Here is a 22,817-nt window from a genome sequence, read left to right as displayed (position 1 = left end):
CGTCAAGCCTTTTTGGGAATCGTGGCCACCATGCCCGCCGTGCGTGCCCTGACCTCCGGTGTCGCCAGGCAGGTCATCACCGCCTCGTAGCCCGGCGCGCCGGGATAGGGCGCGACGCGAACCGGCGGGCTGTGGTTGGCCGGGCAAAGGATGACGGCTTCCTCCGCGCCCATCGCCGCCAGATCCAGAATCGACGACGAACGTGTCATCAGGAAAAGCGGGCGTGCGCCAAGCCCGGCGCGTTGGCGCAGGTAGATGATGAGCGCTTCCTGCGTGGCCTGGTCCAGCCCTTGCTCCACCATGTCGACCACAAAGACGGCGGGCCCTTCGGCTTCCAGTCCCGCCAGCAGCGCGGTCAGTGCTTCCGAGGCTACAGCTCCTTCATCCACCAGCCACGCCAGTGTCCTGTCAACACGCTGCTTCAATGCAGCATCCTTGTCCGTGTTGTCCAGCCGGTCCAAACCCAGAAAGACCGCATTCGGCAGCCGCTCAGCCAGCAGCATCGCCAAACGAGTCTTGCCGCTGCCAAGCGGCCCGATGATGTAGTTCAGTGGGCGTATGCCGGCAAGCTCAAACCACTCGCCGCCCCAGGGCCAGGGCAACTCAAAACCCACGCTGAATTTGGCATAAGGATGAAGCACACGCGCCAGCTCCCCCTGGCCCGGCGCCCTGCCGCGAAGAAGGTCCGCACGCAACGTGCGGACCTTGCCTATCGTGTCTACGAGTTCGCTCACTTGCGATTCGAGCGCCACCTCGTGCAAGGCAAGCGCAGGCTCCAGGCTTTGCGGGTCACCCACAAAAGCCTCTGCCACCTGAGCCAGGCTCAGGCCCAACTTGCGCAGCGTCACCACCTCGGCGGCACGCGCCATCGCGTCGGGACCATAAATCCGGTAGCCGGTGGCGGCGCGCTCCGGTGTTACCAGGCCGCGCTGTTCATACAGCCGCAAGGCTTTGATCGATACGCCAAGCCGCCTGGCCGCTTCGGAGGCGCCTGGGTGTGCGCGGGGAGAATTCATGAGAGACCTCTGGGTTGCTTCAGCATTGCTTTTGAACTTTCAGCATCATGAAGGCGGACCCAGGGGCCAAGTCAACAGGACATTGAAAAACTCAGGCCATCAGCGCTTCTTTCGGAAAATCCGTCGAAGCCGACAGCGCCTTCCAGGCCTTCACCTCGGCCTCCACAAACGCATGCTTGTCTGCAATCACTTTCAGCGTGTCGGTGCCCATCGGCAGGCGCAGCGGTGGGGTGTCGGCCTCCACCAGCTTCAGCATCGCCTGCGCCAGGCGCAGCGGGTTGCCCGCCTGGTTGTGGTTGATCTCTTTAGCAGCTTCGCGCACCCTGCCTGCGCTTTGGGCGTAGTCGTCCAGAATGCGCGGCGACACCGCAAGTGAGGCGTTGTCCAGGAAGTCGGTGCGGAAGTAACCGGGCTCCACGGTGGTGACGTGAATGCCCAGCGGTGCCAGTTCGCCATGCAGCGCTTCGGTCAGGCCTTCCACCGCAAACTTGGTTGAGCAGTACACGCCAAAGCCCGGGCCCGACTGGTAACCACCCAGCGACGAGATGTTGATGACGTGGCCGCTGCGGCGCGCACGCATGGCCGGCAGCACAGCGCGTGTCACGTTCAGCAGGCCGAACACATTGGTTTCGTACAGGCGCCGCACCTCGTCGCCGGTGGCTTCTTCCACCGCGCCCAGCAGGCCATAGCCCGCGTTGTTGACCAGCACGTCGATGCGGCCAAAACGTGCCAACGCGGCTTGCACGGCGGCCGCCGCCTGTGCTTCGTCGGTCACATCCAGCGGCAATGCCAGCAGCGCAGCGCTGGCGGGAAATCTTTTTTGCACTGAGGCGGCGTCGCGCGAAGTCGCCACCACCGCGTCACCGTGCGCCAGCGCCGCTTCGGCAATGCGCGCGCCAATGCCGCGCGCCGCGCCGGTGATCATCCAGATACGTTTGAAGTCAATCTTTGCATTCATGGTCTTGCCCCTAAAAAATGTTGCTGAGGAGGGCAATGTAGGTTTTTGATTAAGTGTTGAATAGCCCACAATCGGTGAGTTCATAATCAAGCTAATCGTGACAATTAGGGGCTTGCTCCCCGTAAAACCGCCAGGAGCCGCCATGGCCTTCAATGAATTGCGCGCCGTTTCCACTTTCGTCAGGGCCGCCGAACTCGGCAGCCTGCGCCAGGCCGCCGCCGCACAGGCCATCACGCCGCAGGCCGCCAGCCAGGCGCTGGTCCAGCTCGAACAGCATCTGGGGGTGCGCCTTTTTCACCGCACCACGCGCAGCCTGAGCCTCACCGAAGAAGGCGAGCAGTTCCTGCAGGCCGCGCAGCCCGGCCTTTCGACGCTGCAGCGGGCGTTGCAGGGCGCGCGCCGCACCCGCGAAGAAATCGCCGGGCCGCTGCGCATCGTCGCGCCGCGTTCCATCATGCTCGAGGTGTTGTGGCCTGTGCTGGAGGAATACTGCCGCCGCTACCCGCAGGTGGATCCCGATATCCAGATGGACGACCGCATCGGCAACTGGGTGGAAGACCGTGTCGATGTCGGCTTTCGCGCCGGCGCGCCGCCCGCGGGCGGCATCATCTCGCGCCGCATCCTGCCGCTGCAACTGGTGGTGTGCGCGTCACCCGCCTACATCGCGCAGCATGGCGCGCCCCAGACCATCGAAGACCTGGCCGGGCACCGCTGCACGGGCTTTCACCACACGGGCACCGGCAAGACCATGCCCTGGGAATTCAAGGTGGGTGAAGAAGTGGTGGCCCGTACCGTCGCCGCGTCCTTCCTCACCAATGACGTGGACCTGGAAGCCCGTGCTGTCGTGGCCGGCCAAGCCATCGGCCAGCTGATCGGCGCCACCGCTGCGCCCCTGGTGCGCGCCGGCCGGCTGGTGCCGCTGTTGACGCAGCATGTCACCGGGCATCTCGGCCTCTATGTCTACTACGGCAGCCGTAACGCGCAGCCTGCCCGTGCGCGGGCCTTTATCGACCTGGCGGTGGAACGGCTGGTTGGCAACACGCAGTTTTACCTGGAGCCGCATGAACTGCGGCCCCATGCCGCCGCGCGGAAAACGCGCCGCGCCCGCGCGGCCGGCTGACGCGCGGGTGTCGCGGCATCAGCGCCGCGCAGACATCTCTTTCTGTATCTTTCTTATCCATCCGTTTGCGTGCAGCCGTTTTCTTGGCGTCGCCTACAGCTGCGTTAGCCCACGGCTGACGCGCGGCAGGCCGATGTGGGAATAGATTGGGGGCCTGTACGGATGCATCAGGAAGAATAAAAAGTGTCAGCTATCCCGCGCCTTCGCTCCGCCTTTTTCACCGGCCTGGTGCTCGTGCTGATCGGAGGGGTGCTGGCCTTGCCGGGCATCTGGCTGGTGGTGCTGGGAGGTTCCTGGTATTACCTGGTGGCTGGCCTCGCATTTATATTGACGGGCGTGCTGTTGATCCAGTACGGACCGATAGCATTGTGGACCTATGCGCTCCTGCTGGTGGGCACACTGGCATGGGCGTTGTTGGAGGGCGGGCTTGACTGGTGGCCGCTGGCCGCGCGCGGGGGAGTGCTGTTTCTCATTGGCCTCTTCCTGCTCACCCCCATGCTTGCCCGTGCCATGCAGTCCGAAGCGCCGGGCCAATCCGGCGTGCGCGCCGGCCAGTGGGCGCTGGGCGCCGCGCTGGCGCTTTTTCTTGTGGCCTCGGTGGCGACCTGGCTGCATGATGCCAACCGCGTGACGGGCATGTTGCCGCTGCCGCCCACCGGCGCATCGGCTGCGCGCCCGGCTGATGCCGTTCCCACCGGCGAATGGCATGCCTACGGGCGTACCGGCCAGGGGCAGCGGTATTCGCCGCTGAGCCAGATCACCCCCGACAACGTGGAAAACCTGGGGCTGGCCTGGCAGTACCGAACCGGTGACATGCGCGGCCAGCCTGGTGACCCGGCAGAAACTACCTTCGAGGTGACCCCGCTGAAAGTGGGGAACCGGCTTTTCCTGTGCACGCCGCACCAGTCCGTCATTGCGCTGGACGCCACCACCGGCGCGGAAGCCTGGCGCTTCAATCCCGAGATCCAGGGCAAGCTCGCGCTGCAGCACCTGACCTGCCGCGGCCTGTCTTACCAGCCACCTGCCGCTGCGACTGCGACAGCTGCCGCCGCGTCCATCGACTGCCCGGCCAAACTCTTCATGCCCACGGCAGACGGCCGCGTGATTGCCCTGAACCCCGACACCGGAAAGATCTGCCCCTCATTCGGCGGCGGCAAGGGGCAGATCGACCTCTGGGCCGGCATGCCCAACCAAAAGCCCGGCGCTTACTACTCCACCTCACCGGTGGTGGTCACATCAAAGCTCATCATCGTGGGCGGCACGGTGCTCGACAACGTTTCCACCAAAGAGCAGTCCGGCGTGATCCGCGCTTACGACATTAACACCGGTGCGCTGGTCTGGAACTGGGACTCGGGCAAGCCCGACGCCACCGCACCGCTTGCGGCAGGGCAGAGCTACACCGCCAATTCACCGAACAGCTGGTCCATCTCCAGCGTCGACGAAGCACTGGGCATGGTCTATGTGCCGCTTGGCAACCAGCCACCCGACCAGTGGGGCGGGCAGCGCAGCCCCGCGGTGGAAACGTATTCGTCGTCCGTCGTCGCGCTGGACCTGGCCACCGGCAAGGTACGCTGGAACTTCCAGACCGTGCACCACGACCTGTGGGACTACGACGTGCCGGCCCAGCCCAGCCTGGTAGACCTTACCGTGGGCGGCAACCGGGTGCCCGCGCTGGTCCAGCCCACCAAGCAGGGCGAGATCTTTGTGCTTGACCGCCGCACCGGCACACCGCTTTTGCCTGTTGTGGAAACAACGGCACCGCAGGGTGCCGCGCAGGGTGACCGCACCGCGCCCACCCAGCCGAACTCGGCCCTGTCGTTCAACCCGCCGCCGCTGACTGAGCGCGACATGTGGGGCGCCACCCTGTTCGACCAGCTCTATTGCCGCATTGCTTTTCACCGGCTGCGTTATGAGGGCCGCTTCACGCCGCCTTCCACGCAAGGCTCGCTGATCTATCCCGGCAACTTCGGCGTGTTCAACTGGGGCGGCGTGGCGGTGGACCCGGAGCGGCAGATGGTCTTCGCCACGCCGACCTACCTGGCCTTTGTCTCCAAACTCGTGCCGCGCACGGACGACACCAGCCTCATGGTGCAGGGCAAGGAGAGGCCCGAAGGCAGCCTGCCCTCGCTCAATGAAAACTTCGGCGCGCCCTTTGCTGTCAAGCTCAGCGCGTTCGTGTCGCCGCTGGGCATACCGTGCCAGGCGCCGCCCTGGGGCTATGTGGCCGGCGCCGACCTGACCACGGGCGCCATTGCCTGGCAGCATAAAAACGGCACTGTGCGCGACCTGTCGCCTGTGCCCCTGCCCTTCCGCATGGGCGTACCCAATCTGGGTGGGCCCCTGACCACGGCGGGCGGTGTGGCCTTCCTGTCCGGCACGCTGGACTACTACCTGCGCGCTTACGACGTGAACACCGGCAAGGAAATCTGGAAGAGCCGCCTGCCCGCCGGCGGCCAGGCCACGCCCATGACCTACACCGGCGCCGACGGCCGGCAATATGTGTTGGTGGTCGCTGGCGGCCACGGTTCGCTCGGCACCAAGGCGGGTGACTATGTCAGGGCGTACGTGCTTCCGGCGGGCAGCTGACAGCGGATTTTGCAAGCAAATCCGGCCTCCAGGGCAATAAGAACAAGCGCTAGCAGCTATCAAAAAGATAGCGGTACTCACGAGTACAACTTCGCCCCCGCGGCGAACTCCGCCTTGAACACCTCGGCCACCCAGTCGGCAAAGGCGCGCACCTTGGCCGTCAGGTGGCGGTTGCGCGGGTACAGCACCATCATCGGCAGCGCTTCAGGCTGCCAGTCGGGCAGCACGCGTACCAGTTCGCCACTGGCCAGCAGCGCGCAGGTGCGGCGTGTCAGCGGCGGTTGCGACAAACCCAGGCCGGCCAGCACCGCGCCCATGTGGCTGTCGGCGTCGTTGCAGCTGACCCAGTGCGGGCGGTGAATCTGCCGCACGTCGCCGTCCCTGGAAAATTCGAACGGAAACACCCGCCCCGTCTTGGCGGAATGAAAGTTCACAAAGCGGTGCTGCTCCAGGTCTTCCAGTGTCTCGGGTGTGCCGTACTGTGCCAGGTAGGAAGGCGCGGCGCAGGTCACTACCGTCAGCCGGCCCAGCGGCCGCGCGACCAGTGTTTCGTCGTGCACGAGGCCCCCGCGAATCACGCAGTCCACGCCTTCGGCCACCAGGTCCACCGGTCGGTCGGTGCTGCCCAGTTCCAGCACCATGTCGGGGTAGCGTTTGAAAAATTCCGGCAGCGCCGGTGAGATCACGTGGCGGCCCACCGCCGCCGGCACATCCACTCGCAGCCGCCCGGCCGGCGTGGCCACGGCCCGGCGCAGTGTGCCTTCCAGCTCGCCCATGTCCTGCACCATGGCCTGCGCGCGCTGGTGGTACAGCGCGCCGTCGTCTGTCAGGCTCAGCGTGCGCGTGGTGCGGTTCAGCAGGCGCACCCCCAGGTGCGCTTCAAGTTCCTGCACCACCGTCGTCACCCGGGCTTTGGGCATGTGCAGCGCGGTGGCTGCTGCGGTAAAGCTGCCCAGGTCCACCACGCGTGTGAAGACTTCCATCGCCCTGTAGCGATCAACGCTCATGATTTTTGGCCTTTATTGTTCTTCAAATCACTAACAGTTATTTTGTTTAACGGCAGTTTATTCTTTTAATTCAAACCAATACAGTTCATCCACCTGCTCACTTATCTGCCCATCCAAACACTGATCCACTTTTTAAGAAAAGGCTCCCCATGAACACGAATATCCTTTCCCCCACCCGCCTGGGCTTTCGCGGCCCGCAATCCGTCTCGGCCATTGGCCTGGGCGCCATGGGCATGTCGGGCATGTACGGCGCCCACGACGAGGCGCAAAGCATCGCCACGATTCACGCCGCGCTCGACGCCGGCGTCAACCTGATCGATACCGGCGACTTTTACGGCATGGGCCACAACGAAATGCTGATCGGCCGTGCGCTGAAAGGCCGGCGCGACGAAGCACTGATCTCCGTCAAGTTCGGCGCGCTGCGCGACCCGGCAGCCGGCTGGATCGGCATGGACGGCCGGCCCGAAGCGGTGAAGAACTTCCTGGCCTACACGCTGCAGCGCCTGGGCACCGACCACATCGATATTTATCGCATCGCGCGCCTCGACCCGAACGTGCCGATCGAAGACACCATTGGCGCCATGGCCGACATGGTGAAAGCCGGTTATGTGCGTCACATCGGGCTTAGCGAAGTCGGGGTGCAGACCATCCGCAAGGCGCACGCCGTGCACCCCATCAGCGACCTGCAAATTGAATATTCACTGGTCAGCCGCGGGCCCGAGGCAGAAATTTTCCCGGTGCTCAAGCAACTGGGCATCGGCGTCACGCCCTACGGCGTGCTGTCACGCGGGTTGCTGTCGGGCTCCAAACCCACGGGGCCTGGTGACTTCCGCGCCCACCTGCCGCGCTTCACCGGAGACAACGCCGTCAAGAACCAGCAGCTCGTTGATGTATTGCACCAGCTGGCCGCCGGCATGGGCGCCACGGCATCACAGATAGCGATTGCCTGGGTCATCGCACGCGGCAAGGCCCTCGGGGTCGACATGGTGGCGCTGGTCGGTTCCCGCAAGCCGGGCCAGCTTGATGAAGCGCTGGGCGCGTTGAAGCTCAAGCTCAGCGCCGAAGACCTGCAGCGCATTGAAGCCGCGCTGCCCGCCGACGCGGTGGCCGGCACACGCTACGACACCTACCAGATGGGCCACCTGGACAGCGAAAAGTAAGCGCGAATCTATACAAAATCGGCCTGTAGCCCTTGCGTTACCTGCACAAGCAGCTATCAATTCGGGAGCAAAAAAGGAAGAAGGCGTGAACCCAACCTAGATCACGTTCTTCTCCAGCAAGCTGCGCCCCTCTACCAGCCGCTGCACCGCCAGCGGCGACAAGTCCAGGCTGGTGTAGCCGCCTTCGGCAATCCACTCCGCCAGGCCGCGCCCCACCGCCGGTGACTGCTGCAACCCGTGGCCGCTAAAGCCATTGGCCAGCAGCAGGTTGGGCAGGTGCGGGTGTGGTCCCAGCAGCGCATTGTGGTCGTGCGTGTTGTATTCGTAATAGCCGGCCCAGGCGCGTTGCATGCGCACGGCCTCAAAGCCTGGCACGCGGTTGGCCAGTGTCAGCCAGGCTTCGTCAAAGAGATCGTAGTCCACATCCAGCGGCGCATCGTTGTGGTCTTGTGCCGGCGGCAGGCCGCAAATCCAGATGTCGCCTTCGGGCCGAAACCACAAACCGCTCGGGTCAATCACCAACGGGCAGTCAGGCGTCTTCGCGGGGCTGGCAAATGCATACACACAGCGCTTGCGGCCATACACCGGCAGGTCAAGGCCTGTGCCGGCCAGCAGCGGTCGCGCCCATGCGCCTGCCGCATTCACGGCCCAGTCGCAGGGCAGCTGCGCGCCCCCTTGCAGCATGACCGCAGCCACACGGCCCGCGCTGTGCGCAAAGCCTGCGGCCTCGGCCTTCACATACTGCACGCCCAGGCTGCGCGCCTTTTGCTTGAAGGCCATCAGCAAACCATAGCCGTCAAACCAGCCTTCGCCCGAAAGGCCGAGCGACGCCAGCGCGAGGTCATCCACCTGAAGCCACGGGAAGCGTTGCCGGGTTTCTGCAGGGGTCAGCAGCGCGACGTCAACACCGTGCGCGCGCTGCGTGGCGTGATTCTCTTGCAGCGTGGCCGCGCCGGCTTCAGTGGCCAGGTACAAATAGCCGCGCTCGGTCAAACCAATATCAGGCACATCACCATCGACCGCCAGGTGCTGTTTGATGTTGCGTAAAAAATCAATGCCGAATTGCGACACCGCAATGTTCACCGGCTGTGAAAACTGCTGGCGAATCGAGCTGGCCGACAGCGCAGAAGAGGCTTTCGTATAAGTGGGGTCGCGCTCAATCACCGTGATGTTGCCGCCAAAGCGTGGATGCGAAGCCAGGAAGTACGCGATGGCGCTGCCGATCACGCCACCGCCAACGATGACGATCTTTTGTGCGGATGTTGCGGGGTTCATGCTGGTGCTTCATTCATTCTACGGTGGAAGCGCCCCATCCTACAGGCCTAGGCGGGCCTGGTTTCTGATCGGTATGCTGCTTCAGCATCAGGGCCTCCGCGTTTGCGGTGCGTGCGTATTCATCCCATATGATCGCGTACGCCCAGGGGCGCTCCCTGCAACCCACACATTCAAATGCAACAACTTATCCAACGCCTCATCCTCTGCCTCGCCATCGCCTCGCTTGTGGGTTGCGCTGCGACGGTCACCCAGTCACCGGCTGCGGCATCCTCGCCGTCTGCGACGGCACCGCGAGCGCAAGCGCTCTCCGGGGCGCTCGTCGCGGTCGTCAGCGGCAGCCAGGCCGTACGAAGCAACGCTGATTGGCCGTCGCTCGTGGACGAATGGCAGGAGTCGCTGGCAGAATCCGCAAAAACCGCGAAGATCCCATTCGTCTTTGCCAAGGATGAAACCGCAATTCCTGCGAACGCATCGATCCTTGTCCGGTTAACTGTCAACGACTTCAAGTACGTCTCCACGGCGAAGCGATACGTGTTGGGCGTGCTGGTTGGAAACGCGTACATGGACGTTAACGCCCAGTACATCGAGCTTCCTTCGAACAAGTCGTTCGGAGCCAAAAATTTCAATACCTCCTCAAGCGCCTGGGAGGGCATTTTCTCAGCCGTCACCCCCAAGCAGGTTCGAACAGTCTCGGAGGTGATCGTCAGGGACGTTGTTTCAACGTCGCCCGCGAAATAGAGCGTCCTGCCGCTCGGTCGAAGCGGTGGTCAATGGTTGGCCTGACCTCCTACCATTGACCCTGTCTCACCGCACCAAATATCCCGCAGGCGGCGACTGTCGCCATCAGCCGATAACTACCGGAGTTCATGTCCATGCGTCTATTGCTGGCTTTCCTGGCTTCCCTCTCCTTGCTGGGCTGCGCCACCGGTCCAGTGCCTTTGCCCGTCGAGAACCTCGCGGTGTCGGCCCGGACACCGGTCGAAGACCTGCGCCCCAAGAACGAAGGCACTCGCGAAATCTTTAGCCTGCTGATTACCAGTGATCGCTACGGCTATTTCCGGTTGGCCCAGGACCTCACAGACCCAACCGGCCCCCGGCTGTTTTCCCATCGTCTGCAGGAAAAGTATGGTGCTGGATCGGTCCCTCCAACCAGGTTGTATCACTTTGCGGTGTATTCAAACTATCGCGCGGAACTCAAAAGCGCGGCGCTGGGAGCTGCACTGGGAGGTGCCATTGGCGCCGCCATTACAAGCGGCACTGTCAAGCGCGAAGGTGAAACCGTCCATACCTTGGTCGATGCAGCGAGCTATGCCGCGCTCTCAGGCGAGAACGAATACCAGCGCGCCTTCTACACCGAAGCCGAACTCAAAGCTGGCACCTCCGCGTTCGTGATCTTCATCGAGAGCGAATCGCAGGGGCGGCGTCGCTTCACACGCACCGTATCTCCCACCAAGCCCGCTCAGGCGGATCAAAAGAATCCGCTGCACCGGGCCCTGGAGGCTGCCATTCACTTCCATCTGAACCCCTGAGAAGGTTGCATGGCGAAAACATGCTTCGCTTCGGTGGCAGCGTGTTTCGGTTGTGCGTGGTCGTGCCAATGCCGTTGAGTTGCCCCATCTCTTGATCGAGTCCGATGGGATCACGATCAGTGATGCTCTCATCGAAACGCGGATGCATTGCCAGAACGCAGGCGATGGCGCTGCCGCTGACGATAACAACCTGTTGTGTGGATGTTGCGCGTTCGTACTGCGGGCTTTATTCATTACACAGTGGAAGCGCCGCATCCTACAGGCCAGCACAAAACGGGGCGGTATTGTCGCCGTACAGCGACAAGCGATGTAAGGCGCAGGTGTGTTGTGCAACGGTGTGTATGCCGGGTCAACAGCGCTGCATGCCACGCCGTTGAACACAGGCTACGTGATAACAATAATTTCCATCATCCATCCATTCAAAGGACTCTCTCTCATGAACAAATTGCTCGCTACTCTCATTGCTACCCTCTTCGTCGGCATTGCTTCTGCACAAACACCGGCACCTGTCGAATCGTCCACGCAAACGGCTCCGGTTGCTGGCAAGGCTGAAGCCAAGGCCGACAAGTCTGTCGCAGCCGCCGTGAAAAGCGAAGCCAAGGTAGACGCCAAGGCCGATGCCAAAGTGGTGAAGGCTGAAGAGAAAGCCGCGGCGAAAACCGCCAAGGCAGATGCCAAGGCCGCTAAAGCGAAGGTCAAGGCCGACGCCAAGGTTGAAAAGGCAGACGCTGACGACAAAGCCAAGGCCACCACCAAAGCTGAAAAGGCCACCACCAAGGCAGATGCCAAAGCAGCCGGCGTCGCTATCGATGCCAATGCCAAGGTTGATACCGTGAAGGCCAAAGCCGCCGCCGACAAGGCCAACGCTGCGGTCGATACCAGCGCAGTCAAGGCAGAAGCCAAGACCGACGTCAAGGCAGCCGGCACCAAGTAAGCGGCAACGCGGGTCAAATACATACCCGCTGATCCAAAAAGACAGGCCGAGGCCTGTCTTTTTTTTGCCTGTCTCCTTGTGACCGCACGCGTCGCAGCCCTTCCTTGTCCCTTGTCGGCGCATTCCGACTTTCCAGGGCTCCAGTGGCTGTCACTGAGGAGCCTCGCCTGCCTCGAGCATGGATCTTTTGACACCAGGAGAATCTCATGCATATCATTCTTGGCGGAACAGGACACGTCGGCTCGGCGCTGGTCAAACGCCTTATTGGTGCGGGCGAGCCCGTCACCCTCATCACCCACGACCCCAAAAAATCCGGCCGGGTGGGCAAGACCAAACACGACGTACCCCAACGGGCGAAGGTCGCTGTTGCCGACGCCCACGATGTACCGTCGCTGCGCAAAGTCTTCCAGCAGGGCACGCGACTTTTTCTGCTTAATCCGCCGGCGGCTCCCTCCACCGACACCGATGCCGAAGAGCGCAGCACGGTGACGTCCATCATTGAGGCACTGCAAGGTACACGCTTCGAGAAGATCGTGGCCGAGTCCACCTATGGCGCCCAGCCCGTCCAGCGCGCGGGCGACCTCGGCATTCTTTACGACATGGAAAAAGCCCTGGAGGCACAGGCTGTGCCGTTCAGCGTGATACGCGCGGCCTACTACATGAGCAACTGGGACGCGGCGCTGAAGACCGCGCAGGATGAAGGTGTGATCGACTCCATGTACCCGGCGGACTTCAAGCTGCCCATGGTGGCGCCGCAAGACCTGGGTGAGTTCGCTGCGCGCCTGATGACCGAGCCCGCCGGCAAAACCGGCCTCTTTCATGTTGAAGGGCCAGAGCAGTACAGCGCAGGCGATGTTGCCGTGGCCTTTGGAGAGGCGCTGCAAAAACCCGTCTCGGTGCGTGTTGCGCCGCGCGAGAAATGGGAAGAGGCCTTCAGGGCCATGGGCTTTTCAAGTGCTGCGGCCAGATCGTATGCGGCAATGACAGGAATCACGCTGGACCGGCATTACACCGTGCCCGATGCACCTGTCCGCGGTCGCACCTCGCTGCGCGCGTATGTGCAGGCGCTGGCGGGCGAGCAACGCGGCTAGCGCGTTACCGCGGCGGTCTGCTGGCTCAGCTCAGCGGCTTGTTCACGAACTCAATCACCAGCCCCCGCGCCGTCACGGTGATCCGGTCAGGCTGCACGCCCATGCTGGTGGGCAGTGCCAGGTCCTGCGGGTTGAGCGAGTGCAGCACAACGCCCTGCAGCGCCTGCTCGGCCAGCTGCGGGCCATAGCCTGATACCAGCATCGACGCCTGCGGCGGCAGGCCGTCAAACTGCAGCGTGTTCACGCGCAGCTGGTGCGCGCGTATCGTCATGTCGCTGGCTTCGTAGCGCAGCGCAAAGTCCAGGTCAAAGGTGCCGGGGTAAGCACGCTGCAGCGCCGGGCCGGCGGCTTCCACCGCCATGGCGGCGCCCAGCCGGTTTTGTTCGGGTAGCAGGCGCAGCTGCGGTGCCTGCACGGTCATGTCCAGCAGGCCGTTGGCGCGCTTGCGCACCGGAAAGCGTTTGGCCACCGCGTCCTGCAGCTGGGCCATGCTGACGGTGTAGCTGGGCTGGGCCTGTGCGCCCGGCAGGGTGAAATACACAGCTCCGCCCAGGCACAGCCGTGCGGTGGTGGCGAGAAGCAGTCTTCGTTTCATGCTTGTTGTGTCCTTTCAGTGCAAGAGCCATGATGCGTCGGGTGCCCCGCCACGCGTGTCATTCAAAAGCCCGTGTCGGGGTCGGCGTCCAGCCGATGGCGATTCAAGCGGCCGGGCGGCAAGAGGGCGGATTTCATATTCCTGTATGGTCGGCCTGATGCGAATGCTTTTGACCTTCCTGCTGTTTCCGGCCGCCACGCTGGCGACGGCACAACCCACCAAGGGCGAGCAGGATGCGTTGGCCCTGGCGATCAGGTCGCAGCGTGTCCTCAATGAATACGCCATCGGGGCCATGGAGCCGGAGGCCATGAAATACGCCCAGCGGCTGCGCCTGACCCAGGCCGCGCTGGACGGGCAGCGCAAGCAGTGGCCTGCGGCCAAGGAAGGGCCTGATCCGTTTGATCAATTCCGGCCTTGCAAAAACGGGCTTGAAAAAGCGTCTTACCTGGCCAGCCTTTCCGGCATGAAGGCGGTCCGCGCGCTCGATGACAAGGTTTTTCATGCTGAGAAGGCCAAGCTGCAGAAGCTTCGCGCCGAGTGCGATGCGCTCGTCAAGCGCGCTAACGCTGAACGATAAGGCAGAACGGTAAGCCGGCCCGCGGTTGAGCCGCCTCAGCGGCCCACCACCGACCAGCCGGCTTTCTGGTTGGTCTTGTCGTTCTCATATTCCCAGGCCGTACCGCAGCGGTCGCACTTGTAGCGGGTGATGGTGATCAGCCCGTGACGGCGGGTTTCATGGCGGGGGTTGCCCTGCACCAGTTCCGGGTGGCCCGGCGCCTTGCGCCAGTTGCGCTGTATGCCGGCGCAGGAGTCGCACAACTCCATTTTCTTGAGTTCACTGGCGCGGTTGGGGTCTTGGGTCATGGGCTGCTTTGGAATCGGTTGTTGACCCCGATTGTCGCCGGTGCGGGGCTGCGCAAAATGAGGCGACCCTGTTGGCGCTGGGGCGATCATTTGACCGGCTCAGGCAGCAGGCCTATTCTTGAATTGCCCAGTCACTTCATTCGGGAGATACATCATGTACAAGCGAATTTTGCTGGCTTACGACGGTTCCCAATCGGGCCAAAAAGCGCTGCTGGACTGCCGCGAGATCGCGCAGTGGAGCGGGGCGGCATTGACGCTGATTGCCGTCACCCCCCTGCAGCGGCAGGTGGTCGCCGCTGAAGGCGTAATCTATGAACAAAGCGTCGCCGACCAGGACAGGGAAAGATACCAGGGCATCCTCAACGACGGCTTGCGCCAGCTGCTGGAGTCAGGCCATGAGGCTGGGGGCGAGGTGCTGTACGGCGAAACCGTCGATGAAATCGCGAGGTACGCCAAACAGATAGACGCCGACCTGATTGTGGTCGGCCACAAGCACCTCGAAGGCTGGGCCGCACGCTGGTGGCGCGGCTCGGTCTCCAAATCGCTGATCGCGCAGGCGCCCTGTAGTGTGCTGGTGGTGATTACCCGCTGAGGCAAGGCGCGGGTCCGGTCCGCCCCAATCGGCCGGTCAACAAAAGGGTTTCCAAAGAGGGCTTGACTTAGAGCGCGCTCGAAGTTTTACAGTCCCCACATGACTACCGCTCCCACCGTCTCTTTAAGCATCGCCGAAGCCGCGGAAGCCTCCGGCCTCAGCGCCTACACCCTGCGCTACTACGAGCAGATCGGCCTCATCGCCCCCATAGGCCGGCGCAGCGGCGCGCGCCGCTACAGCGACGCCGACATGCGCTGGCTGGAGTTCCTGGTGCGTCTGCGCGCGACCGGCATGTCGATGCGCGACATGCAGCGCTATGCCCAGCTGCTGCGCAAAGGCAATACCGCCACCAGCCTGGCCGAGCGGCAAACCCTGCTCGAAGAACACGCCGCACGCCTCGAAGCCGGGATCCGCACCCAGCGCGAAACCCTGCAGTTCATTCGCAAAAAAATCGGCCTGTACGAAGAGCTGCGCGCCGTGCCCAAACGTGCGTGAATCCACCCAATCCACCCAATCCACCCAATCCACCCAATCCACCCCCAACCAACCCTTCAACCCAAGGCAACCCATCATGATTAAAACCCGAACCCTCGGCCGCAACGGTCCCGCCATCTCCGCCATCGGCCTCGGCTGCATGGGCATGAGCGACTTCTACAGCAACCGCGACGACGCCGAGTCCGTCGCCACCCTTCACCATGCGCTGGACCGCGGCCTCAATTTCCTCGACACCGCCGACATCTACGGCCCGCACACCAACGAGCTGCTGATCGGCAAGGCCATCGCCGGCCGCCGCAAGGACGTGTTCATCGCCACCAAGTTCGGCATCACCCGAGATCCGAACAACGAAAGCGCCCGCGGCGTCAACGGCCGGCCTGAATACGTCAAGGCCAGCTGCGACGCCAGCCTGCAGCGTCTGGGTATCGACCAGATCGACCTCTATTACCAGCACCGCGTCGACAAGACCGTGCCCATTGAAGACACCGTCGGCGCCATGGCCGAGCTGGTGAAAGCCGGTAAGGTGCGCTATCTGGGTTTGTCCGAAGCCTCGGCCGCCACGCTGGCGCGTGCCTGCAAGGTGCATCCCATCGCCGCGCTGCAGAGTGAATATTCGCTGTGGACGCGCGACCCCGAAATCACCGGCGCCCTGGCCGCCTGCCGCGAGCACGGCGTGGCCCTTGTCCCCTATTCGCCGCTGGGCCGCGGTTTCCTGACCGGCGCTTTCAGCAAACCTGAAGACCTGCCTGCCGATGACTATCGCCGCAAGTTCTCGCCCCGCTTTGCCGAAGACAACTTCAAGCGTAACCTGGCACTGGTCGATGTCGTCAAGCAGCTGGCCGCAACCAAAGGCGTCACCGCATCGCAGGTCGCGCTGGCCTGGGTACTGGCGCAGGGCGATGACATCATTCCCATCCCCGGCACCAAGCGCCGCAGCTACCTCGACCAGAATATCGCCGCACTCGACGTCACGCTGAGCCCGGCCGAGCTGGTCCAGCTCGACAAGGCCTTCCCGCCCGACGCCGCCGCGGGCCTGCGGTATCCCGCGTCATTTCTGGGTACGGTCAATGCGTGACACAGGCTGACATCCTTACGGGGGCAAGACAACGGACTCCGCCTGCGCTGAACCCGGGCCGTAAAGTTCTATTCAGTGAAGCGTCCCGGTTCTGTGTTCCCGCTGGTCAAAAGTCCCTCTTCGGCCGATGATTCTGTAAGGCCGGTGCAGCGAAAATTCTGGGGTTGTTGTATCGTACAACAATACGATGTATCATTAAACGATACATATGTATTTGCCTTGCTGTAAAGGCCTGGCCTAACTTCATGGAGCTTCAGAATGGGAATCGCACTAACTTGTCCCCGCCGGTTGCTGGCGGCTACTGTGGCTGTGACGCTTTCGGGTATGACGTCAGCTGCCGATTTACGGATCGGATTCAAGGCCGAAGTCACTTCTGCCGATCCCCACGTTCTGGGCGCCGCCAATCGCAGCGTCTGGATGAACGTCTACGACTCGCTGATTGGCCAGGATGAAAAGCTGCATCCTGTTCCCCAGCTGGCCTTGTCGTGGAAGGCGATAGATGAAAAACAATGGGAATTCAAGTTGCGGCCCGGCGTCAAATTTCACAATGGTGAACCGATGACGGCGAACGACGTGAAGTTCTCGCTCGACAGGGCCAAGGCGCTGACCGGCCCCCGAACGTACAAGACCTACTTGAGGACGATCGACAGCGTCCGGGTGCAGGACCCGCTGACGGTCATCATCAAGACGAAGGAATCCGCACCCACGCTGCCTGAAAACGTGGGCATCGTGGCCATTCTCCCGAAAGGAAGCGGTGGGGAGATCAAGGAGTCGGACTTCGAGACCGGAAAGGCGGCGGTGGGAACCGGTCCTTTCAAGTACGCAGGGCTCATTCCAAGCCAGCAAGTGACCATGACGCGCAACGACGCGTACTGGGGCGCAAAACCGGCCTGGTCAAAAGTGACTTATCAATTCATCCCGAAAGAACCGGCGAGAGCGGCGGCAATGCTGGGCGGCAGTGTCGATGTCATTGACGGAGCTGCCGGCGGTTTGAGCGACACCTTGAAGAAGAGCGAAAAGGTGTCTGTGGTTTCCACAACGTCCTATATGTTCAACCACCTGCACATGGACCAGTTCCGGACGGTTTCGCCTTATGTCGCCGGTAATGACGGTAAACCACTGGCCAGGAATCCGTTCCAGGACAAACGCGTGCGCCAGGCGATCGCGGTGGCCATCAACAGGGATGCCATTAACAAGTTCGTCATGAAAGGCGATGCGGAACCGGCGACGCAAATTGTTCCTGCCGGTTTCTTTGGGTACGAGCCTGCGCTGAAGCTTCAGCCCGGAGACACGGCGCGGGCCAAAGCCTTGCTGGCCGAGGCTGGCTATCCATCCGGATTCAGGGTGGTTTTACATTGCACCAATGACCGGTACCTCAACGACGCACGGGTCTGCGAAGCCATTGCCCAGATGTTGACCCAGGCGGGAATAAAAACAGACGCAAGGACGCTCCCCTACGCCAACTTCGTTACCCGAGCGACAAGCGGCGGGGCCGGTGGTGAACCCGAATTCAGCCTGGCCATGTTTGGCATCGGCGCGATTCTCGGTGATTCGCTGGAGCCATACACCGCCGTTATCCAGACCTTTGACAAGGCCTTGGGAACCGGAGCCAACAACTATGGTCGGTACAGCAACAAGGAATTTGATGCAGCGATCCGCTCGGCGTCCAAAACATTGAACGACAAGGAACGCGAAGAGCTGCAGCGAACGGCCGCAAGGCTTGCCGCCGAGGACGTTGCCATCGTACCGGTGCATAACGCGAAGGCGGCATGGGGATTGCGCAAGGGCCTGAGCATGGTCCCGCGAAGCGACGGATACACGATAGCCAGCGGCATCAAGGACGCAGCTTCAAAGTAAGCAGATTCACGAACAAGGCGGTGGCGCGTGCCCGGCCGTGCCAGATCAGGGAAATAAATGAAAGACTCGACGTTCAGCAATCTTGCTGTGGTGATTGAACGCAACGTGATGGTGCCGATGAGGGACGGCGTGAGGCTCTCGACCGATATATATCGCCCGAGACAGGAGCCGGGAGAAGAGCCGAAACCGTTCCCGGTCATCATGGAACGCACTCCCTATGGGAAGCACCTTGAAAGCCGCACCGAACGCGAACCAGGGAGCACGCGCCCCATGTCGCGTGAAGAGGTGGCAACGTATTTTGTGGCCCAGGGTTATATCGTTGTGTACCAGGATTGCCGCGGCAGATACGGGTCCGAAGGAACATTCACGAAGTATCTGAGCGAGGCCAACGACGGCCATGACACCTGTGACTGGATCGTGCGGCAGCCCTGGTCCGACGGCAGGATCGGGACCAAGGGCCTTTCCTATGCGGCACATACGCAAATGGCCCTGGCATCTACCGGTGCACCCGGCTTGATGGCCATGTATGTCGACTCCGGCGGGTTTTCAAACGGCTATCAGAGCGGCATCCGGCAGGGCGGCGCGTATGAGTTAAAGCAGGCGGCCTGGGCTGTTCTCTTCGCATCGAGCATTGCCCAGCGGTCGGAAAATACGGCCGTCGCCAGCACCCTGAAGAATATCGACGTCGACGACTGGTTCAGAAGAATGCCGTGGCGCCGTGGAAACTCACCGCTTTCGGAAGCACCGGAATATGAAGAGTTTCTCTTCGATCAATGGGAGCGTGGTACGTTCGATGCGTACTGGAAGCAGCCCGGAATTTATGCGGAGGGTTTCTACCATCACCTCAAGAACGTGGCGACAGTCCATATGTCTTCCTGGTATGACGTCTATACGCGCACCGCAGCCGAAAATTACGTCAGCCTCAAGAAAATCGGCGCTCCGGTAAAGCTCGTTTTTGGTCCGTGGGTGCACGGAAACAGGTGGTTGACCTATTCAGGCGATGTGGATTTCGGCGAACAATCCACTTTTGGCCATCACGTGGCCGCAAGCTTTCTTGAGGCCAGACTTAAATGGTTTGACCACTGGCTCAAAGGCCTTCCGGCCGCTGAAGGCAATGCCGATGTCAGGCTGTTCGTGATGGGCGGCGGCTCCGGCAGAAAAAACAGCGAGGGACGTCTTGACCACGGCGGTACCTGGCGTTCCGAGCAGGACTGGCCGATTCCGGATACGCGGTGGACGCCCTACCATTTTCACGTTGATCGTTCGCTGTCCCCCTCTCTTCCAGAGAGGCATCACGGCGCGCTGGCGTACCGGTTTGACCCCAAAAATCCGGTTCCCACCTTGGGCGGCAGCGTGGTTTCACGTCCACCCGGAATACTGGCCGGGGCTTTCGACCAAACAACCGATGAGCGCTTCTTTGGTTGCGCAGAACCGTTTTACCCACTGACCGACCGTGAAGATGTGCTTGCCTTTTCAACTGAACCGCTGGCGGAGGATGTCGAGATTACAGGGCCGGTGATGGCGAACCTGTGGATATCCTCCGACTGCCCGGACACGGATTTCACCGTCAAGCTGGTCGATGTGTATCCGCAAAGCGAAGACTACCCAAAGGGTTTCGCCATGAACCTTACCGACGGGATTCTGCGGGTGAGGTACAGGGACTCATGGGAGTACCCGGAATTGATGACGCCGGGAACGGTGTACCCCATCCGCATCGAGGCGTTTCCGACAAGCAACCTGTTCAAGGCAGGGCATCGCATCCGGGTTGACATTTCGAGCAGCAACTTTCCGCACTTTGACGTCAACCCGAACACCGGGGATCCTGAGGCGCAGGCAACGACGAGCAGGACGGCGCTCAACAAGGTGTACATGAGCAGCCAGCATCCATCGCACGTGGTGCTTCCTGTGATCCCGAAGCGTTCTCAATAATGGTGGTGGCTGCAGCGCGCCCCACCAGGTGCGCTGCCGCTAATCGGCAGAAGCGTCGGAGCGACGATATCCGAGCTCAACCGAAAGGTCGTAGGCCGCCGCGCACAGCGGCTTGGCCAGTTTCTCCAGCCCTTTGGCCGTGATGCGGCTTGAAGGAATGGAGATCGCCATGGCGGCGATGACTTTTGATGTTCCGTCGCGCACCGGTGCCGCCACGGAAAGGACTTCGTTCGTGATTTCGCCCAGGGAAGTGGCGTAGCCCTGCTTGCGGATCTTGATCAGCTCCTCATTCCATTTTGCGCGTTGCACGATGGTGTTGGGCGTGAACTTCTGAAAGTCCTGTGCGAAAAATTCGTTCAGAAACTCTGCGGGGGCATAGGCCAACAGGACTTTGCCCGACGCGCCACCGTGGAGAGGCCGCCTCATGCCGACGGACCCGTGGATGCGAACATCATGGGTGGAGTCCCATCGGGCCACAGAGACGGATTCAAAGCCGTCACGGACACGGATCTGCACAATCTCGTTGAATTTGCTGGCCAGCTGCTGAAGATATTTGCTGGCCTGCCTGACCAGGCTGACCTGTTCGTCGGCAGCCAACCCCACAAGCAATGCGTTGTAGCCGAGATGGTAGGTGGCCGCGTCACCCGATCGCTGCACGAAACCGCGCCGCTCCAGCGTGCTCAAAAGGCGGAACGCCCTGGCTTTGGTAATTTCAGATCTTTTGGAAAGCTCGGTCACACCCAGGCCGGGGTTCTGGGCTACGAGCATCAATAAGCCGAGTGCTTCATCTACCGACGCTACGTTATAGTCCATTGCCTTCTTGCCGCTGGCTTGCTTCAACGGGTATGTTTGAGTTAGCGAAGCATTCTACCGTCAGGGCCCAGTACGATGATGTCGACATACGACGAGCCCGAGTGATTTGTCGGGGAAAAATTAACAGAGAATCCGCCGAGATTTAAATCCCTCAATGACTCCAGGGAACGTTTCAGCTTCGCAGAAGTGGGAATCGGTCCGGCGCGTTTCAGGCCCTCGGTCAGTACCCTGGCCGCAATGTAGCCTTCAGTCACTGCCAGGTTCAAATCAGACCCCGGGACGCCAAATTTCTTGTGGTCCTCCTGCATTTCCCTGATGAGCGTGGAGGTCTTACTGGACGGATCGGGCACCACCAGCGCTATGCCCAAGCCGTAGGCGGCCTGTTTGCCGATTCTTTTCACGACCGCGGCACCGTCGGTGACGGAAAGGGCGACGACAAACGCCGAACTTCCACCTTGACGAAAATTCTTGTAGAACTCGGCGGTCGCGGCACTCGTCGCCACTGAAATAACCGCGTCGGGTTTGGCCTTGAGAATCGTTGCGACCGCTTCACTGACATTTGTCGTGCCGTATTCGTAGCTCGCACTGCCCGAGAGCTGAAGGTTTTTCCCCTTGATCGCGCGTAGCGCCCTGTCGTAACCTTCAACGCCAAACGGGCTCTTCTCGTAGAGAACGGCGATACGCTTGTGCCCGATGATGTTCATGTGGGACACGATTTTCTGCACCTCCTGGGCATAGTTGGCGCGGGTGTGAAAAATCCAGGGGTCTACCGGTTGATGAAGCGAGACAGCCCCCGTTCGTGGCCCGACCAAAGGAATGCCGGCCACAGCCAGTACCTTTTCCTGAATCAGCGCTTCAACAGGCGCAGTTCCAGAAAATCCGATCAATGCAACAGGCTTTTCTTCCTGGATGATTTCCCGTGTTTTTTCCACTGAGTCCGACCCGTCCGGTCCCCGGTCTTTGGTGACAAGTTTCAGCTTCGCCCCATTAACGCCACCCCGGTCGTTGACGACATCAAAATACAGTTGCACGCCCACCTTCACCTGGCTTGCCGCGGAATTCGGGTCCTTAAGCTGGCCGATCTGGCCGATCACGATGTCTTGCGGAGCGGATGAGGCAACGGCACAAACTGTTCCCAGAATGCCTGTACTGATCCAATGTTTGATTGACATACCCATGCTTTCCAAAATGATGGAGCCTGTCTAAGGCGTTCCTGTTATCCATGACAAAAGCCCGCCGGAGGCGGGCTTTGCGGACGAGATACTGATCGCGTGCCTTTGTGCGCTCAGAAGTTGTGCTGAATGCCGACCCCGTAAACACGGATCACGTCATTGGCAACGCGGTTGTTCGGGTCCGAGCGGTCATAGAAGCCGTACAGCGAAGTGCGATTGCTCATCTTGTAGGAGTAGCCCGCCTGRAAGCGCTTGAGCTTGGCCGCAGGATCGCTCTGGACATCCTTGCGGATGTAGTTGGCCATGAYCTTGCTGCTGGGCGTGATGTCCCACGAAGCGCCGATCATCTGCGCCGCCACCTTGCTGCGCGACAGCGCATTGCCCTCAAAGTTGTCACGGTTGTAAACCGCCCAGGCCCGGATCTCGCCGAAGTCGTAGGAGCCCACCAGCATCCACTTGTTCCTGAAATCATTGAGCARGGCGCCGCCGCGTTTGCTGTCCCTTCCGTAGCCGACSCCCAGGCCCAGCGGGCCGCCGCCTTCGCCGTAGCTCAGCGAGACRTCGGTCTGCTTGTAGTCGCTTTCAAAGCGGACCGGGCCGGCCGCGGTTTCCGGCAGGCCTTCACCATTGAAGTAATGGCCGGCGCGGAAAACGAAGTTGCTGATCACCGGGCTGGCGTAGCCGATGGCATTGGACACCCGGGTGCGTGCATTGAAGATGGAGGAGCCAATCGCGGTGGCGCCGGCGTC

The 22,817-nt window shown here is 61.7% G+C and carries 22 protein-coding genes; 13 read left to right on the top strand and 9 right to left on the bottom strand.

Annotated elements, in window-relative coordinates; all coding sequences use genetic code 11:
• Positions 1 to 2: 2 nt before the first annotated feature.
• Positions 3 to 1,016 carry a MerR family transcriptional regulator gene (locus AC1DZE_RS23055; RefSeq protein ID WP_477670504.1) on the bottom strand — a complete coding sequence of 338 codons (1,014 nt, stop codon included), beginning with the start codon at positions 1,014 to 1,016 and terminating at the stop codon, positions 3 to 5.
• Positions 1,017 to 1,107: 91 nt separating this feature from the next.
• Positions 1,108 to 1,974 (bottom strand): oxidoreductase, encoded by an 867-nt coding sequence (locus AC1DZE_RS23050; RefSeq protein WP_477670505.1) that lies wholly within the window; start codon positions 1,972 to 1,974, stop codon positions 1,108 to 1,110.
• A gap of 142 nt (positions 1,975 to 2,116) precedes the next feature.
• On the opposite strand from AC1DZE_RS23050, the gene AC1DZE_RS23045 reads away from it, so the two are divergent.
• A complete protein-coding gene (locus AC1DZE_RS23045) occupies positions 2,117 to 3,094 on the top strand; it encodes a LysR family transcriptional regulator (RefSeq protein WP_477672045.1) in 978 nt (325 codons plus the stop codon).
• A gap of 183 nt (positions 3,095 to 3,277) precedes the next feature.
• Complete coding sequence (locus AC1DZE_RS23040) at positions 3,278 to 5,680, top strand: glucose/quinate/shikimate family membrane-bound PQQ-dependent dehydrogenase (RefSeq protein WP_477672044.1); 2,403 nt, start codon at positions 3,278 to 3,280, stop codon at positions 5,678 to 5,680.
• 77 nt (positions 5,681 to 5,757) lie between these two features.
• On the opposite strand, the gene AC1DZE_RS23035 is transcribed toward AC1DZE_RS23040, so the two are convergent.
• Positions 5,758 to 6,687 (bottom strand): LysR family transcriptional regulator, encoded by a 930-nt coding sequence (locus AC1DZE_RS23035; RefSeq protein ID WP_477672043.1) that lies wholly within the window; start codon positions 6,685 to 6,687, stop codon positions 5,758 to 5,760.
• Positions 6,688 to 6,836: 149 nt separating this feature from the next.
• Here AC1DZE_RS23035 and AC1DZE_RS23030 point away from each other — a divergent pair, with 149 nt between their 5' ends.
• Positions 6,837 to 7,847: an aldo/keto reductase gene (locus tag AC1DZE_RS23030; protein ID WP_477672042.1), complete on the top strand. Its 1,011-nt coding sequence runs from the start codon at positions 6,837 to 6,839 to the stop codon at positions 7,845 to 7,847.
• Between the two features lie 96 nt (positions 7,848 to 7,943).
• On the opposite strand, the gene AC1DZE_RS23025 is transcribed toward AC1DZE_RS23030, so the two are convergent.
• Positions 7,944 to 9,122: an NAD(P)/FAD-dependent oxidoreductase gene (locus AC1DZE_RS23025; protein ID WP_477672041.1), complete on the bottom strand. Its 1,179-nt coding sequence runs from the start codon at positions 9,120 to 9,122 to the stop codon at positions 7,944 to 7,946.
• A gap of 174 nt (positions 9,123 to 9,296) precedes the next feature.
• Between AC1DZE_RS23025 and AC1DZE_RS23020 the strand changes: the two genes are divergently transcribed.
• The 4 genes from AC1DZE_RS23020 to AC1DZE_RS23005 all read left to right on the top strand — a co-directional run bounded on the left by AC1DZE_RS23020 (position 9,297) and on the right by AC1DZE_RS23005 (position 12,676).
• Positions 9,297 to 9,860: a DUF4410 domain-containing protein gene (locus AC1DZE_RS23020; protein ID WP_477700597.1), complete on the top strand. Its 564-nt coding sequence runs from the start codon at positions 9,297 to 9,299 to the stop codon at positions 9,858 to 9,860.
• Between the two features lie 128 nt (positions 9,861 to 9,988).
• Positions 9,989 to 10,651: a hypothetical protein gene (locus tag AC1DZE_RS23015; protein WP_477700596.1), complete on the top strand. Its 663-nt coding sequence runs from the start codon at positions 9,989 to 9,991 to the stop codon at positions 10,649 to 10,651.
• Between the two features lie 436 nt (positions 10,652 to 11,087).
• Entirely contained in the window at positions 11,088 to 11,585 is a 498-nt protein-coding gene (locus AC1DZE_RS23010; RefSeq protein WP_477670522.1) for a hypothetical protein, read from the top strand.
• 206 nt (positions 11,586 to 11,791) lie between these two features.
• Positions 11,792 to 12,676 carry an NmrA family NAD(P)-binding protein gene (locus AC1DZE_RS23005; RefSeq protein WP_477670523.1) on the top strand — a complete coding sequence of 295 codons (885 nt, stop codon included), beginning with the start codon at positions 11,792 to 11,794 and terminating at the stop codon, positions 12,674 to 12,676.
• 25 nt (positions 12,677 to 12,701) lie between these two features.
• Here AC1DZE_RS23005 and AC1DZE_RS23000 read toward each other — a convergent pair whose 3' ends face one another.
• Positions 12,702 to 13,271, bottom strand: a complete 570-nt coding sequence (locus tag AC1DZE_RS23000) for a DUF1439 domain-containing protein (RefSeq protein ID WP_477700595.1) — start codon at positions 13,269 to 13,271, stop codon at positions 12,702 to 12,704.
• A 163-nt stretch (positions 13,272 to 13,434) separates the two neighbouring features.
• Between AC1DZE_RS23000 and AC1DZE_RS22995 the strand changes: the two genes are divergently transcribed.
• Positions 13,435 to 13,848, top strand: coding sequence for a hypothetical protein (locus tag AC1DZE_RS22995; RefSeq protein ID WP_477672617.1), 414 nt, complete (start codon positions 13,435 to 13,437; stop codon positions 13,846 to 13,848).
• Positions 13,849 to 13,883: 35 nt separating this feature from the next.
• Here AC1DZE_RS22995 and AC1DZE_RS22990 read toward each other — a convergent pair whose 3' ends face one another.
• The gene (locus AC1DZE_RS22990; RefSeq protein WP_477672616.1) at positions 13,884 to 14,135 is read right to left on the bottom strand and encodes a hypothetical protein; all 252 of its coding nucleotides are present in this window, start codon (positions 14,133 to 14,135) and stop codon (positions 13,884 to 13,886) included.
• Between the two features lie 154 nt (positions 14,136 to 14,289).
• Between AC1DZE_RS22990 and AC1DZE_RS22985 the strand changes: the two genes are divergently transcribed.
• From AC1DZE_RS22985 to AC1DZE_RS22965, 5 genes are all read left to right on the top strand, one after another.
• A complete protein-coding gene (locus AC1DZE_RS22985; RefSeq protein ID WP_477672615.1) occupies positions 14,290 to 14,727 on the top strand; it encodes a universal stress protein in 438 nt (145 codons plus the stop codon).
• A 99-nt stretch (positions 14,728 to 14,826) separates the two neighbouring features.
• Positions 14,827 to 15,222, top strand: a complete 396-nt coding sequence (locus AC1DZE_RS22980; protein ID WP_477672614.1) for a MerR family transcriptional regulator — start codon at positions 14,827 to 14,829, stop codon at positions 15,220 to 15,222.
• 76 nt (positions 15,223 to 15,298) lie between these two features.
• Positions 15,299 to 16,297 carry an aldo/keto reductase gene (locus AC1DZE_RS22975; protein WP_477672613.1) on the top strand — a complete coding sequence of 333 codons (999 nt, stop codon included), beginning with the start codon at positions 15,299 to 15,301 and terminating at the stop codon, positions 16,295 to 16,297.
• A gap of 303 nt (positions 16,298 to 16,600) precedes the next feature.
• Positions 16,601 to 18,154: an ABC transporter substrate-binding protein gene (locus AC1DZE_RS22970; protein ID WP_477700594.1), complete on the top strand. Its 1,554-nt coding sequence runs from the start codon at positions 16,601 to 16,603 to the stop codon at positions 18,152 to 18,154.
• A 57-nt stretch (positions 18,155 to 18,211) separates the two neighbouring features.
• The gene (locus tag AC1DZE_RS22965) at positions 18,212 to 20,083 is read left to right on the top strand and encodes a CocE/NonD family hydrolase (protein WP_477700593.1); all 1,872 of its coding nucleotides are present in this window, start codon (positions 18,212 to 18,214) and stop codon (positions 20,081 to 20,083) included.
• A gap of 39 nt (positions 20,084 to 20,122) precedes the next feature.
• Here the strand turns inward: AC1DZE_RS22965 and AC1DZE_RS22960 are convergent, their stop codons facing one another.
• From AC1DZE_RS22960 to AC1DZE_RS22950, 3 genes are all read right to left on the bottom strand, one after another.
• Positions 20,123 to 20,923, bottom strand: coding sequence for an IclR family transcriptional regulator (locus AC1DZE_RS22960; RefSeq protein ID WP_477670530.1), 801 nt, complete (start codon positions 20,921 to 20,923; stop codon positions 20,123 to 20,125).
• A 14-nt stretch (positions 20,924 to 20,937) separates the two neighbouring features.
• A complete protein-coding gene (locus tag AC1DZE_RS22955) occupies positions 20,938 to 22,068 on the bottom strand; it encodes an ABC transporter substrate-binding protein (RefSeq protein ID WP_477700592.1) in 1,131 nt (376 codons plus the stop codon).
• Positions 22,069 to 22,181: 113 nt separating this feature from the next.
• Positions 22,182 to 22,817: porin (locus AC1DZE_RS22950; protein ID WP_477700591.1), on the bottom strand; the 636-nt coding region annotated here is incomplete at its 5' end.

The sequence above is a fragment of the Polaromonas sp. P1_F1 genome (assembly GCF_056405795.1).
The sequence above is the reverse complement of the archived record's forward strand: the minus strand, read 5'-3'. Positions and strand labels throughout refer to the sequence as shown.